At 70.1% G+C, this 13,585-nt stretch carries 12 protein-coding genes; 6 read left to right on the forward strand and 6 right to left on the reverse strand.

Going from position 1 to position 13,585, the window contains the following annotated elements:
* Positions 1-95 precede the first annotated feature (95 nt).
* From ACFVQG_RS04975 to ACFVQG_RS04990, 4 genes are all read left to right on the forward strand, one after another.
* On the forward strand, positions 96-938 hold the full coding sequence (locus ACFVQG_RS04975) for a nitrilase-related carbon-nitrogen hydrolase (RefSeq protein WP_383376929.1): 843 nt from the start codon (positions 96-98) through the stop codon (positions 936-938).
* Positions 939-965: 27 nt separating this feature from the next.
* Positions 966-2,369 carry a dihydropyrimidinase gene (gene hydA / locus ACFVQG_RS04980; protein WP_383376931.1) on the forward strand — a complete coding sequence of 468 codons (1,404 nt, stop codon included), beginning with the start codon at positions 966-968 and terminating at the stop codon, positions 2,367-2,369.
* Between the two features lie 14 nt (positions 2,370-2,383).
* Complete coding sequence (locus ACFVQG_RS04985; RefSeq protein ID WP_383376933.1) at positions 2,384-3,403, forward strand: TIGR03842 family LLM class F420-dependent oxidoreductase; 1,020 nt, start codon at positions 2,384-2,386, stop codon at positions 3,401-3,403.
* Positions 3,404-3,509: 106 nt separating this feature from the next.
* Positions 3,510-5,045 carry an NCS1 family nucleobase:cation symporter-1 gene (locus tag ACFVQG_RS04990; RefSeq protein WP_383377932.1) on the forward strand — a complete coding sequence of 512 codons (1,536 nt, stop codon included), beginning with the start codon at positions 3,510-3,512 and terminating at the stop codon, positions 5,043-5,045.
* 23 nt (positions 5,046-5,068) lie between these two features.
* On the opposite strand, the gene ACFVQG_RS04995 is transcribed toward ACFVQG_RS04990, so the two are convergent.
* From ACFVQG_RS04995 to ACFVQG_RS05005, 3 genes are all read right to left on the reverse strand, one after another.
* On the reverse strand, positions 5,069-5,749 hold the full coding sequence (locus ACFVQG_RS04995) for a hypothetical protein (protein WP_383376935.1): 681 nt from the start codon (positions 5,747-5,749) through the stop codon (positions 5,069-5,071).
* A 423-nt stretch (positions 5,750-6,172) separates the two neighbouring features.
* Entirely contained in the window at positions 6,173-6,991 is an 819-nt protein-coding gene (locus ACFVQG_RS05000; protein WP_383376938.1) for a class I SAM-dependent methyltransferase, read from the reverse strand.
* On the reverse strand, positions 6,988-7,989 hold the full coding sequence (locus tag ACFVQG_RS05005) for a carboxymuconolactone decarboxylase family protein (protein WP_383376941.1): 1,002 nt from the start codon (positions 7,987-7,989) through the stop codon (positions 6,988-6,990). Before ACFVQG_RS05005 ends, ACFVQG_RS05000 begins: the two co-directional genes overlap by 4 nt.
* 165 nt (positions 7,990-8,154) lie before the next feature.
* On the opposite strand from ACFVQG_RS05005, the gene ACFVQG_RS05010 reads away from it, so the two are divergent.
* Positions 8,155-9,270, forward strand: coding sequence for a sensor histidine kinase (locus tag ACFVQG_RS05010; protein WP_383376943.1), 1,116 nt, complete (start codon positions 8,155-8,157; stop codon positions 9,268-9,270).
* 58 nt (positions 9,271-9,328) lie between these two features.
* On the forward strand, positions 9,329-9,991 hold the full coding sequence (locus ACFVQG_RS05015) for a response regulator (RefSeq protein ID WP_383377934.1): 663 nt from the start codon (positions 9,329-9,331) through the stop codon (positions 9,989-9,991).
* Between the two features lie 83 nt (positions 9,992-10,074).
* On the opposite strand, the gene ACFVQG_RS05020 is transcribed toward ACFVQG_RS05015, so the two are convergent.
* The 3 genes from ACFVQG_RS05020 to ACFVQG_RS05030 form a co-directional block, all read right to left on the reverse strand.
* Positions 10,075-11,061 (reverse strand): polysaccharide deacetylase family protein, encoded by a 987-nt coding sequence (locus ACFVQG_RS05020; RefSeq protein ID WP_383376946.1) that lies wholly within the window; start codon positions 11,059-11,061, stop codon positions 10,075-10,077.
* 34 nt (positions 11,062-11,095) lie between these two features.
* Positions 11,096-12,076 (reverse strand): glycoside hydrolase family 11 protein, encoded by a 981-nt coding sequence (locus ACFVQG_RS05025; RefSeq protein ID WP_383376948.1) that lies wholly within the window; start codon positions 12,074-12,076, stop codon positions 11,096-11,098.
* A 670-nt stretch (positions 12,077-12,746) separates the two neighbouring features.
* Positions 12,747-13,478, reverse strand: a complete 732-nt coding sequence (locus ACFVQG_RS05030) for a hypothetical protein (protein WP_383376950.1) — start codon at positions 13,476-13,478, stop codon at positions 12,747-12,749.
* Positions 13,479-13,585: the final 107 nt, after the last annotated feature.

Below are 13,585 nucleotides of genomic sequence, written 5' to 3' on the forward strand. Positions count from 1 at the left end.
GCACGCGGCGTGCCCGCAGACGTGACACGGTGGAACTCAACGACGACTTCAGGACTTCCTAGGCTCACCGCACACCGAGCCAACCGGAGGTCCCGATGAGCAGAGTGATCCGTGCCGCCGTCTTCCAGACCGCCTGGACCGGCGACAAGGAGTCGATGATCCGGGTGCACGAGCAGGCCGCCCGGGACGCCGCCGCGCAGGGCGCCCAAGTGCTGTGCTTCCAGGAGCTGTTCTACGGGCCCTACTTCTGCCAGGTCCAGGACCCGGCCTTCTACGCGTACGCCGAACAGATCCCGGACGGCCCGGTCGTCCAGCGCTTCCAGGCGCTGGCGCGGGAGCTGGGGATCGTGCTGGTGCTGCCGATGTACGAGGAGGAGCAGCCCGGCGTGCTCTACAACACCGCCGCCGTGATCGACGCGGACGGGTCGTACCTCGGCAAGTACCGCAAGACCCACATCCCGCAGGTGAAGGGCTTCTGGGAGAAGTTCTACTTCCGGCCCGGCAACAGCGGCTGGCCCGTCTTCGACACGGCCGTGGGGAAGGTGGGCGTCTACATCTGCTACGACCGGCACTTCCCCGAGGGCTGGCGGGCGCTCGGCCTGGCGGGCGCCGAGATCGTCTTCAACCCGTCGGCCACCTCACGCGGCCTGTCCGGCTATCTGTGGCAGCTGGAACAGCCCGCCGCGGCCGTCGCCAACGAGTACTTCGTCGGCGCCATCAACCGGGTGGGCGTCGAGGAGTACGGCGACAACGACTTCTACGGGACCTCGTACTTCGTCGATCCCGAGGCGCAGTTCGTGGGGGAGGTGGCCAGCGACAAGGAGACCGAACTCGTCGTGCGCGACCTCGACCTGGCCAAGCTGCGCGAGGTCCGCGACCGCTGGCAGTTCTACCGCGACCGTGCGCCGGGGGCCTACACGCCGCTGACCGCACCCTGACACACCGAGCACGGCAGGAGGAGCAGCATGAGCAGCCGTACCGTCATCCGCGGCGGCCTCGTCATCACCGCGTCCGACGAGATGCACGCGGACGTCCTGATCGAGGACGGCCGGATCGCCGCCCTCGCCGCGTCCGGCACCCCGGCCGCCGAGGCCTTCAGCGCCGAGCGGGTCATCGACGCCACCGGGAAGTACGTCATCCCGGGCGGTGTCGACGCCCACACGCACATGGAGCTGCCGTTCGGCGGCACCTTCGCCGCCGACACCTTCGAGACCGGTACCCGTGCCGCCGCCTGGGGCGGCACGACGACGATCGTCGACTTCGCGGTGCAGAGCGTCGGACACTCGCTCAGGGAGGGGCTGGACGCCTGGCACGCCAAGGCGGAGGGCAACTGCGCCATCGACTACGCCTTCCACATGATCGTCTCCGATGTGAACCAGGAGACGCTGAAGGAGATGGACCTGCTGGTGGAGGAGGGTGTCACCTCCTTCAAGCAGTTCATGGCGTATCCGGGGGTGTTCTACTCCGACGACGGGCAGATCCTGCGGGCCATGCAGCGCTCCGCCGAGAACGGCGGACTGATCATGATGCACGCGGAGAACGGCATCGCGATCGACGTGCTGGTGGAGCAGGCGCTCGCGCGCGGGGAGACCGATCCGCGGTACCACGGCGAGGTGCGCAAGGCCCTCCTCGAGGCGGAGGCCACGCACCGCGCCATCCGGCTCGCGCAGGTCGCGGGGGCGCCGCTGTACGTCGTCCACGTGTCGGCGATGGAGGCCGTCGCCGAGTTGGCCAGGGCGCGGGACGCGGGGCTGAACGTGTTCGGGGAGACCTGCCCGCAGTATCTGTTCCTGTCCACCGACAACCTCGCCGAGCCCGACTTCGAGGGCGCCAAGTACGTGTGCAGTACGCCCCTTCGGCCCCGCGAGCACCAGGCCGAGCTGTGGAAGGGGCTGCGCACCAACGACCTCCAGGTGGTGTCCACCGACCACTGCCCGTTCTGCTTCACCGGGCAGAAGGAGCTGGGACGCGGTGACTTCTCCAAGATCCCGAACGGGCTGCCGGGGGTGGAGAACCGTATGGACCTGCTCCACCAGGCCGTCCTCGACGGGCACATCTCACGCCGCCGCTGGATCGAGATCGCCTGCGCCACCCCGGCGCGGATGTTCGGCCTGTACCCGAAGAAGGGCACCATCGCGCCGGGCGCGGACGCCGACGTCGTCATCTACGACCCGCACGCCGAGCAGGTCATGTCCGCCGTGACGCACCACATGAACGTCGACTACTCGGCCTACGAGGGCAAGAGCGTCACCGGCCGGGTCGAGACCGTCCTCGCGCGCGGGGTGCCCGTCATCACCGAGCGGGAGTACACGGGCCGTGCCGGGCACGGCGTCTACACCCCCCGCTCCACCTGTCAGTACCTCAACTAGGAGCGGTGGCGCCCATGGACTTCGGACTCGTACTCCAGACGGACCCGCCCGCCTCGCGGGTGATCTCCCTGATGAAGCGCGCCGAACGCAACGGCTTCCGGTACGGCTGGACCTTCGACTCGGCCGTGCTGTGGCAGGAGCCGTTCGTCATCTACAGCCAGATCCTCGCCAACACCCAGAAGCTGACGGTCGGCCCGATGGTCACCAACCCGGGCACCCGCACCTGGGAGGTGACCGCCTCCACCTTCGCCACCCTCAACGACATGTACGGCAACCGCACCATCTGCGGCATCGGACGCGGCGACTCCGCGATGCGCGTCGCCGGGCGCAAGCCCAACACCCTCGCCCGGATCAGCGAGGCGATGAAGGTCATCCGCGCCCTGGGCAGCGGCCAGGAGGCCGACCTCGGCGGTACGGTCGTCAGGTTCCCGTGGATCGGGCCCGGCGCCCGGCTGCCGGTGTGGATGGCCGCGTACGGGCCCAAGGCGCTGAAGATGACCGGCGAGGAGGCCGACGGGTTCATCCTCCAGCTCGCCGACCTGTATCTCACCGAGTACATGGTGAAGGCCGTCAAGGACGCGGCGGTCGCCGCCGGTCGTGACCCGGCGGACGTGACCGTCTGTGTCGCCGCGCCCGCCTACGTCACCGCGGACGACTCGCCCGAGGCGCTCGCCCACGCGCGCGAGCAGTGCCGCTGGTTCGGCGGCATGGTCGGCAACCACGTCGCCGACCTGGTCTCCAAGTACGGCGCGGACGGCAGCGTCGTACCGCAGGAACTGACCGACTACATCAAGGCGCGCGAGGGCTACGACTACTCCCACCACGGGCGCAGTGGCAACCCGGACACCCAGTTCGTGCCGGACGAGATCGTCGACCGGTTCTGTCTGATCGGCCCGGTCGACAAGCACATCGAGAAGCTGAACGCGCTGCGTGAGCTGGGCGTGGACCAGTTCGCCGTCTACGACATGCACGACGCGCAGGAGGCCGTGATCGACGCCTACGGCCAGCAGGTCATCCCGGCCCTCAACGCCTGACCCTCCCCCCCCCACGCTCTCCCTGTCTCCCCTCCCCTTCCGCCGGGGAGGGGTCCGGGCCTCCGCACGGCCTTTCCCGTCCCCCTTTCCCCTGATTGGCGTGCTCATGACAGAGATAGCCCCGACCCGCAGCGGCCCGGACGGCCGGATCGAACTCGCCCCCGACGCCTTCCCCGCCGACAGCCCCTACGCCAACGACGACCTGCGCCCCGTACCGCTCGCCGAACGGCGCTGGACGACGTACAACTTCGCCGCGCTGTGGATCGGCATGGCGGTCAACGTGCCCTCCTGGACGCTGGCCGCCGGACTGGTCGCGCTCGGCATGGACTGGAAGCAGTCCGTGCTCACCATCGCCCTCGGCAATGTCATCGTGCTGCTGCCGATGCTGCTGACGGGCCACGCCGGACCCAAGTACGGCATCCCGTTCCCGGTGCTCGCGCGGGCCTCCTTCGGGGTGCGCGGCGCCAACCTCCCGGCGCTGCTGCGGGGGTTGGTGGCGTGCGCCTGGTTCGGCATCCAGACCTGGATCGGAGGGCAGTCCATCTTCTTCCTCGCCGGGAAGCTGTTCGGCGCGGCCAACTGGTGGACCGACGCCGGGAAGGTCGGCGGCTATCCGTGGACGCAGTGGCTGTGCTTCCTGCTGTTCTTCGCCGTGGAGATCGTCATCATCCTGCGCGGCATGGAGGCGGTGCGGCGGCTGGAGAACTGGGCGGCGCCGCTGATGCTGGCCGGTGCGGTGGCGCTGCTGGTGTGGATCGCCAACAAGGCGGGCGGCTTCGGGCCGCTGCTCGACCAGCCCTCACAGCTCGGCTGGGGCGCCGACTTCTGGAAGGTCTTCTTCCCCGCCCTGATGGGCATGATCGGCTTCTGGTCGACGCTTTCGTTGAACATTCCCGACTTCACGCGCTTCGGCGCCGGACAGAAGGCGCAGGTGTGGGGCCAGTCGCTCGGACTGCCCACCACCATGGCCGCGTTCGCGCTGCTGTCGGTGCTGGTGACCTCTGGTGCGCAGGCCGTCTACGGTGAGCCGATCTGGGACCCGAGCCAGCTCGCCGCCCGGATGGACAGCACCGTGGGTGTGCTGTTCGCCCTGTTCGTGCTGCTGCTCGCCACGCTGTCCACGAACATCGCGGCGAATCTGGTCAGTCCCGCCTACGACCTGTCCAACCTCGCGCCCAAGCTGATCAATTTCCGTAGCGGGGCGATCATCGCCTGTGTCATCGGCGTCGTGATCTTCCCGTGGAAGCTGATCGAGAACCCGGACATCTACATCTTCACCTGGCTGGGCACGGTCGGCGGTCTGCTCGGCACGGTCGCGGGCATCCTCATCGCCGACTACTGGCTCGTCCGCCGCACCCACCTCGACCTGCGCGGCCTCTACACCGGCCCCGGCAGTCCCTACTGGTACGACTCCGGTTGGAACTGGCGGGCGCTGGCGGCCTTCGGCGTGGGCGCGGTGCTCGCCGTGGGCGGGTCGTACTCCAACGTCGACGCCCAGGGCGAGAAGGCCGGGCCCTTCCCCGCGGACGGCCTCATCCCGTTCCTTCAGCCGCTCGCCGACTACGGGTGGGCGGTGGGTCTGGGGACCTCGCTGGTGCTGTACGTGGTGCTGATGGCGTCGGCGCCGCGGCAGAAGGCCTGAACCCCGGCCGGGAGGACGGCCGGTCAGCTCTCCTTGGACCGGCCGTCCTCCAGCGCCGCGACCGCCTCCTTGGCGGCCTTGATCGCGCCCTTGTTGATCTCTTCCGTGCTCGGTGCCGACTTCGACTCGAAGTCGCTGCCGTTGTAGGTGATCGCTACCAGCGCGTTCGCGGCGCGCACCAGGACGACGCCCTCACGGGTCTCCTGTTTGTCCTCGGTGGTGAGGTTCACGACCGAGTAGGCGGTGTCACCGAGGCCGGGCACCGCGCCGCCGCCGCTTTTCTCCTCGGTGCGCGCCTTGTAGGACTTCTCCGCCGCCGCGTCGGACGCCATGATCTCGAAGGAGACGTCGAGCCAGCGGTAGTCGAAGCCCTTGAGCGCGTTCCAGGAGCAGGTGCGGCGCTTGTCCGTGTCCGTCGACGGGATCTCCTTGCCCGCCGTCTTGGCGCCGGGGACCAGCGAGGTGATCGTCTTCTTCGCCAGGCTGCCGCAGGGCGCGGGAGCGGCGGTGTACGTCTTCGAGACCGCCGTCGACGACGGGGCGGACGGATCGGAGGCAGACTGGTTCTCGGTCTGCGGGGTCTCCTTGTCCTTGGCGGTCGGCGTCGCGTCGGAACCGGACGTGAGCGCCCAGCCCGCGCAGGCGAGCACCACGACAGGGGTCAGTCGCGCGGTGAGAGCGAGCGGCAGTGGAAGTGAACGCACGGCGCACTTTTCGTGGGGGAGGGTGCGGAGCGGGGGTCCGCACTGCGGACGGGACGCCAGTGTCACATGACTGCCTGGGAGGTGGAAGTGCCAACTCGCTGTGTGCCCGGGCGGTGACAGCGGGCCTACCGGAGGCCCGGCGGAGTGGGTCGATGTGTCCTGTTCGTAGGCGGTTCGCACGCGCGCGTGCCTGTTCGTTGCGGTTCGTGTCCGTTCCGGATCGTATTCGTGCGTACGGCGGCACACGCGCGTGTGCGGTGTTCCGGGTTACTGAAGGCGGGTGGCTGTGTCGGTCACTGTGGGCGGGTGGCTGTGTCGGTCACTGAAGGCGGGTGGCTGTGTCGGTCACTGTGGGCGGGTGGCTGTGTCGGTCACTGAAGGCGGGTGGCTGTGCCGGTCACTGAGGGCGGGTGGCCGTGTCGGTCACTGCGGGCGGGTCGCCCGTACCAGCCAGACGCCCGAGCGCAGCCGTACCCCGTGGCCGCTCTCGTACGGGCTGAGGGCGTCCGTCAGTTCGGCGCGGACGGCGGGGGAGAACGTACGCCCCAGGGTGTCACGGGACAGCGCGAAGTCGACGGCGTCCGCCGCGTCCCGGCCCCATACCGTCAGCACGTCGACGGGTTCGACGGTCAGGTCCTTGTAGCCCGCGAGCACCTGCTGGAGGTACGCCGGGTCGGAGAGGGAGGTCATCGCCGAGTGCGCGGCCACGGCGTCGGGGTCCGGCGGGCCGAGCACCCCGCCGAACGGGGCGAACGCCCGCGCCTCCTCGCTGTCCGCTCCCGTCGGCCGAGGACAGACGAACACCAGCCGCCCGCCCGGCCGCAGCGCCCGCGCGAGATTGCCGAAGGCGCCCGCGTGGTCGTCGAAGAACATCACGCCGCCACGGCTGATGATCACGTCGTACCCGGCCGCCGGGAACGGGTGCGTCTGGGCGTCGGCCTCCTGGAAGGTGACGTTGGCCAGACGCTCCGCCGCGCTGCGCGCCCGCGCCCGGCGCAGGAGCGGCGCCGAGACGTCGACCCCGACGACATGGCTGCGGGCGGCCAGCCGGGCCGCGATCCGGGTGGTGGCCCCGGAGCCGCAGCCGACGTCGAGGACCCGGTCGGCGACCGTGATGGCCGCCGCGTCGAACAGGACGTCGTTCAGGTCGGCCAGCATGGCGTCGTAGCGGTCGTCGTGGGTGGCCCAGTGGGTGCCCACGGGGCCGTTCCAGGCCCGCTTCTGAAGGGAGTTGGCGTTCATACCGTCTCCGATGCGGTGTGCGGGGCCAGGGCGCGCTCGATGCGGTCGACGGCGGCGAACGCACCGTAGGCGACCAGGTGGACCAGACAGTGATCGGTGTGCTCCGGCCGCCGCCAGGCCACCACGTCCTCCTCCGTGATCCGGTACGGCGCCAGCGCGGCCAGCAGCGCCAGACGCGCGCCCGGCCGCTCGACGCGGTCGGGGAACGCGGCGTGGGCGAGCGACGGATGCGAGCCGTCCCAGGACGCCAGGGTTTGCCGTACGAGATTCTGGTCCTCCCCGTCGAGCAGGCCCGCGCCCATGGTGGCGGCGCGGCGCAGGGCGGCGTAGGCCGGGCCGACGGGGGTGCCGCCCGCCCATGCCGGGCCGTCACCGGGGTCGTCGAGGAGGGCGAGGGAGGCGCCCGGTGCGGCCGGGCGGCGCACGGTGGCGGACAGGGAGCGGCCCGCCATGCTGCGCACCGCCCGGAACCGCTGCGCGCCCCTGGGGAGCAGGTTCTCGGTCACCAGCGCGGAGACGATCCGGTTGATGAAGTGGAAGGCGAGCGCCGTGCCGAGGTGGGCGGGCAACTCCTCGCGCGGGAACGGGTACGGCTCCAGCGCGGCGCCCGGAGTGCGGGTCAGCCGCCCCCAGTCGAGGAGCCGCGCGTGCTCCTCGCTCTCCGGCCGCTCCCCGCGCGCCAGGCGTTCGGCGAGGGCGTGGTCGCCGGTGGCGTGCAGCAGCACGGTGTGCGCGTCCACGCAGAACGGGCACTGGTTGGCGAGCGACACACCGAGCGCGACCAGCTCCCTGCCGCTGCGGCTGCCCGCGCCCGCGATCAGCGACTCACGGGTCAGCGCCCAGGCGGCGGTGAGCAGTTCGGGCGCGGAGGACAGGACCACGAAGGTCGGCGGACGGTCGATGCCGAAGTCACGGGAGAGCTGCTCGAAGGTTTCGGCGACCCGGCCGGTGGCCGCCTTGGGCGACGGCGGGCTGGTGAAACGGAAGGGTGTGGACATGGGAGCACTGTCGCCGCCCGGACGGTGCCGAAGCGTCGTACGGCCGGAGACAGTTGCCGCTGCTCCGGCCGGGCCCCCGTGGCGGCGGACTACTACGCCGGGAGTAGCGCGGGAGTTGTCCACAGGTCGGACGCCGTTGTCGGTGCGGCCGTCTAGGGTGCGGACATGGACGGGCACCAGGTCATTCGCAGGCATCTCGCCGACGCGGCCCTCGCGGTCGTGGTCGGCGCCCTCGTCGTGACCACGGCCGCCTTCGACGACGACACGACCGCCGCCGACTACGCGCTGATCGTCCTCGGCTGCGCGGCACTGGGCTGCTACCGGGCCGCCCCGCGCGCGGTCCTCGCGGTCGCCACGGTCACCGGCACGGCGTACGTCCTGCACGCCCATCCCGGCCCGCTCGCCGCGCTGCCCGTCCTCGGCGCCGTGCACACCGCCGCCCGCGCCGGGCACCGTGGCCTCGGCGCGGCGGCCGGACTGTTCTTCCTCGCCGGGTACCTGGCCACCGGGCCGACCACACAGGAGATCGTCGAGCGGACCGCGCTGCTCGCGGGCTGGTTCCTGTGCGCGGTGGCGACCGGTCTCGCCGACCGCAACTGGCAGGCGTATCTGCGCCAGACCGAGCAGCGCGCCCTCGAGGCCGAACGCACCCGTGAGGAGGCGGCCCTGCGCCGCGCCGGGGAGGAACGGCTGCGCATCGCCCGGGAGTTGCACGACTCCCTCACGCACAGCATCTCCATCGTCAAGCTCCAGGCGGGCGTCGCCGTCCACCTGGCCCGCAAACGCGGCGACGAGGTGCCGCCCGCGCTGCTCGCCATCCAGGAGGCCAGCGGCGAGGCGATGCGCGAGCTGCGGGCCACCCTGGAGGTACTGCGCACCGACGAACCCACCGGCACCCCCGAACAGCTCGTGGAGCGGGCCCGCGCGGCGGGGCTCGCCGTCGAGCTGACGGTCACGGGTGAGGAACGGCCGCTGCCGGACGGCGTCGACCGGGCCGCGTACCGCATCGTCCAGGAGGCCCTCACCAACGCGGCCCGGCACGCGGGTCAGGCGAAGGTGACCGTCCGGCTCGACCACGGCCGGGACGCGCTGGCGATATGCGTGGACGACGACGGGCTTGCCGACCCGGCCCGCCCGCCGGTGCCCGGCACCGGGCTGACCGGCATGCGCGAACGCGTCACCGCGCTCGGCGGCACCCTGCACGCCGCGCCGCGCGCGTCGGGCGGTTTCTCGGTGCGGGCGGAACTGCCGCTGGAGGGAGGGGGGAAGGGTGGTCGGTGACGGAGGTGTGGGGGACAGGCCGGTGACGGTCGTGAAGGGGAGAAGACCGGTGGGCGATGTGATCCGGGTGGCGCTCGTCGACGACCAGGCGCTGATGCGGGCCGGATTCCGGGCCCTGCTGGAGGCCGAGGACGGCATCGAGGTGGTGGGGGAGGCCGCGGACGGGGAGCAGGGGCTGACGCTGGCGCGCGACCAGATACCCGACATCGCGCTGGTCGACGTCCAGATGCCGGTGCTGTCGGGCATCGAGACGACCCGCCGCATCGCCGCCGACCCGGCCCTGGCCGCCGTACGCGTGGTGATCCTCACCAACTACGGCTTCGACAGCTACGTCTTCGAGGCGCTGCGCGCGGGGGCGAGCGGTTTCCTGCTGAAGGACACCGAACCGGCCGACCTGCTGCAGGCCATCGAGGTCGTCGCGCAGGGGGAGGCCCTGCTGTCGCCGTCGGTGACGCGCACCCTGATCGGCGAGTTCGTGTCCCGGCCCCCGGACCGGGCGACGGCGCCTGGCCTGGAGTCCCTCACCCGTCGCGAACGCGAGGTCACGGCCCTCGCGGCGCGCGGGCTGACGAATGAGGAGATCGCCGCGCACATGGTCATCAGCCCCTTCACCGCGAAGACCCACGTCAGCCGGGCGATGACCAAGCTGGGCGCACGGGATCGCGCCCAGCTGGTCGTCTTCGCCTATGAGTCGGGCCTGGTGACGGCGCGCGGCCGGTGAGCGTCGGCTCTTGGAGCGGTCGGCTTTGGGAGCGGTCGGCTCTTGGAGCGGGCAGCTCGTGGAGCAGTCCGCTCTTGGAGCCGTCAGCTCGTCGAGCAGGAGACGGTCGGCCAGGTCCAGTTGCCGTTGTGCTGGATGGTGACACCCCAGTTGTTGCCGCTGCCGTTGGGCTTGGCGGTCAGCACCTGAGCACTGGGAAAGGTGGTGCTGACGTTCCAGGTGGACAGGACCTTGGCCGGGGAGGGCACGTTCATGGTGACGGTCCAGTTGCTGGAGCCGCTGACGGAGACGTTGAGGTTGTAGCGGTCACCCCACTGCTGTCCCGCGGAGAGGGTCGCCGTACAACTGCTGCCCCCGCCTCCGCCCCCGCCACCTCCGCTGCCGTCGGGCGCCACCGCCCGGCCGGTCTGCGGGGAGATCATGCCGGAGCACAGGCCGCGGGCGGCCAGGTTCTGCGCGATGCGCGGGATCGCCGCGAGCGAGTTGGCGGACCAGTCGTGCATCAGGATGACCTGGCCGTCGGTGAGCCGCGAGGCGGCCTGCACGATCGCGTCGGTGCTCGCGCCGTTCCAGTCCTGTGAGTCGACGTCCCACAGGACCTCGGTCAGACCGTACTTGGACTCGACCGAGCGCAGGGTGGAGTTGGTCTCCCCGTACGGCGGACGGAACAGCTTCGGCGTGCCGCCCCCGGCGTTGGCGATGGCCTGCTGGGTGCGGGAGATCTCCGAGTCCATCTGCGCCTGGCTCAGCTGGGTCATGTGGGGATGGGTGTAACTGTGGTTCCCGACCCACATCCCGGCGTCGATCTGGGCCCTGACCTGGGCCGGGTTGGCCGCGGCGTACTGGCCCTGGTTGAACATCGTGGCCCGCAGCCCGTTCTGTCTGAGGGCGTTGAGCAGGCCCGGGGTGCTGCTGGACGGGCCGTCGTCGAAGGTCAGTCCTACGTATCCGTTGCAGGCCGCGGCCCGTGCCGGGGCCGCCTCGACGGCGGCGGTGCCCGTCACGGCCAGTGCGCCGACCGCGAGCCCTGCGACCAGGGTGCGGGTGGCCAGGCGTGGTGTGATGCGCATGCGAGTGCGTCCTCCTGTGGTGGCCGGGTCAGGGTCAACTGGCACTGCATGAGACCGATGGCCAGGTCCAGTTGCCGTTGTGCTGGATGGTGACGCCGAAGTTGTTGCCGCTGCCGTTGGGTGTGGCCGTGAGTACCTGGGCGCTGGGGTAACTGGCGCTGACGTTCCAGGTGGACAGGACCTTGGCGGGGGAGGGTACGTTCATGGTGACGGTCCAGTTGCTGGAGCCGCTGACGGAGACGTTGAGGTTGTAGCGGTCGCTCCACTGCTGTCCCGCGGAGAGGGTCGCGGTGCAGCCGCCTCCGCCACCGCCGCCACCGCCGCCCCCACCGCCGCCTCCGCCACCGGAGCTGCCGACCGTGATGTTGGAGCTGCCGCTGCTCTGGTAACCCTCGGTCGCCATGATCATGTAGTAGTTGAGGGTGCCCATGGGCATCCCGGCGCGGGACCAGGCGTCGAAGTGGTTGCCGGTGGTGATGGTGCCGCCCGTGCGCTTCGACTGCCGGACGCTCCAGTACTGGTCGAAGGTGCGGGTGCCCTCCACGGACGGGGCGTTGTAGCGCGTCGTCTTGTAGATGTCGTACGTACCGCCGTCGCTGCTGACGGTGCCCATGAAGGTGCCGGTGGGCCGGTACGTGCCCCAGTTGTCGACGATGTAGTACTCGACGAGCGGGTTCGACATCCAGCCGTACAGCGTCAGATAGGCGTTGCCCGACGGGTTGAAGCTGCCCGAGTAGGTCACCGCCCTGCGGCTGCCGCTGCTCCAGCCCTTACCGGCGACGAAGTTGCCCGTGTTGCTCCACCGGGTGCTGTAGTTGCCCGCGGTGCTCATGTTCATCGAGACCGTGCCGGGGGCGTCGGTCCAGAACGAGTAGTAGTACCCCTCGTGCGTACCGGTCTGGTTCTGGTTGACGACCGTGTCGGCGTGCGCCGCCGACGGGATCAGCAGTGCGATCACGACGGCCAGGACAAGGGTCCAGCCGCGTTTGAGACTTCTGGTGCTGAGCGCGTTCATCTCCGTGCTTCCTCCAGTGGGAAGGGGGGTGCGGGTTGCGCGGTGCGAACGGCGCCAGTGTTGGTGTGCCCCCGTCAAGTGTCAACAGTTTCGGTACGTATTTCGAAACTTGCGGGTGGGGTCAAGAGGGCTTGGGAGGGATGAAGGTGCAGGTAGGAGGCGATATGTGGCGCGCCCAGATTCCCTGCCCTGTGAAGGTGAAGCCCTCTAGATCAATCAACCCGGCGAGGTGCTTCGAATGTTTCGAAGGTTCTTGCGGAAGGCATGCCGGAACCCAGAACGTGGCGGAGCCCGGGAGTCGTATCCAGCTCCCGGGCCCCTGGGGATGCCACCCAATTGCGCACGCCAGTGGCGTTTAAGAGGACGGATCAGTCATCAGGCCGTCGTGTTCTTCCTTTGAACTACCGCACCATGCGAGAGGTGCAGGCGAGAGTCGAACTCGCATCCGACGGCGCTCGTCCGGCCCCGGTCGATCCGGCGATCGGTGGCGATGCTGAAGCTGGAGCGAGAGTCTGAGCTTGAGCACGGCCGTGCGGCCGTGGGTCGTCAGTCTGAACCTCAGTTTCAGCTTGCGCTCATCACGCGAACCGGTCCTCAATCCGGCCCGCGCCTGTCGCGCACCCCCGCGCTCGCACGCGGGGGCGATCATGGATGCTACCCGCGGCCGACGTCAGCCGAACAGGTAGCCGAACACCGCGTCCCCGACCCGCTGGTCGGTGACCTCGGCGCCGTTGGCCTCCTCGCGGGCGAACTTCACCGCCCCCTGGAGCTTCTCGACCCGCTCCAGCAGCTCGTTCACCCGCCGCGCCGGGAGCGCCCCGGAGAACTTCACCGTCGTCCAGTACCCGATGGGCACGTCCTCGTAGTAGACCTCGACCTGCGCCGGGTGCTTCTCGGTCGCCTCGGCCTTGACGTGGTTGCGCGGCACCTTCTTGGTGCGGATCGTGCGGACCGGGTCCGTCTTCCACCAGTCCGTCGACGGGTCCAGGGACCAGGACTCGGCGGCGTCGAGCACGGGCAGCTTCTTGACGAAGGTGTGCAGATCGGTGAGCTGCTTCTCCAGGAACAGCAGATAACTCACCGGCACGTCCGCGACGACGGTCCGCCCGTCGACCGTGACGTCCGCGCGGGCGGTGCAGTTGGCCCAGTCCTTGGTGGCGGTCACATCGAAAAGCCGGGTCAGCGACGCGGCCATCTCCCGCAGCACGTCCTCGGCCTTGATCTGCACCCGCGTGGACTCGGGCGGCAACTGCTCGCCCTCCTCGTCCTTCGGCTGGTACGTACGCGAGATACCGGCCAGCAGCGCGGGCTTCTGCACCTTGTGGTGCGCCGCGGTGATGTCCTGGAACGACTTGCTCTTGACGCCCTTTTCCACGGCGATGATCTGGTTCAGCTTCGCCACTTCGGTCCCCCTTCGAACAGCAGGAAACTTATCCCACCGGGTGCTTCGGGGGCTTCTGGTTTTCGCCCGGGCCGGGACCGGAAAGGGCTCCCTGGCTTCTAGCTCCT

It is taken from the genome of Streptomyces sp. NPDC057877 (assembly GCF_042796855.1).
Lineage (GTDB): Bacteria > Actinomycetota > Actinomycetes > Streptomycetales > Streptomycetaceae > Streptomyces.

Coding starts and splice junctions, on each gene's coding strand:
- ACFVQG_RS04990 (WP_383377932.1), top strand. CDS start 3,510: ATGACAGAGATAGCCCCGACCCGCAGCGGCCCGGACGGCCGGATCGAA.
- ACFVQG_RS05020 (WP_383376946.1), bottom strand. CDS start 11,061: ATGCGCATCACACCACGCCTGGCCACCCGCACCCTGGTCGCAGGGCTC.
- ACFVQG_RS04975 (WP_383376929.1), top strand. CDS start 96: ATGAGCAGAGTGATCCGTGCCGCCGTCTTCCAGACCGCCTGGACCGGC.
- ACFVQG_RS05025 (WP_383376948.1), bottom strand. CDS start 12,076: ATGAACGCGCTCAGCACCAGAAGTCTCAAACGCGGCTGGACCCTTGTC.
- ACFVQG_RS05005 (WP_383376941.1), bottom strand. CDS start 7,989: ATGTCCACACCCTTCCGTTTCACCAGCCCGCCGTCGCCCAAGGCGGCC.
- hydA (WP_383376931.1), top strand. CDS start 966: ATGAGCAGCCGTACCGTCATCCGCGGCGGCCTCGTCATCACCGCGTCC.
- ACFVQG_RS05000 (WP_383376938.1), bottom strand. CDS start 6,991: ATGAACGCCAACTCCCTTCAGAAGCGGGCCTGGAACGGCCCCGTGGGC.
- ACFVQG_RS04985 (WP_383376933.1), top strand. CDS start 2,384: ATGGACTTCGGACTCGTACTCCAGACGGACCCGCCCGCCTCGCGGGTG.
- ACFVQG_RS05010 (WP_383376943.1), top strand. CDS start 8,155: ATGGACGGGCACCAGGTCATTCGCAGGCATCTCGCCGACGCGGCCCTC.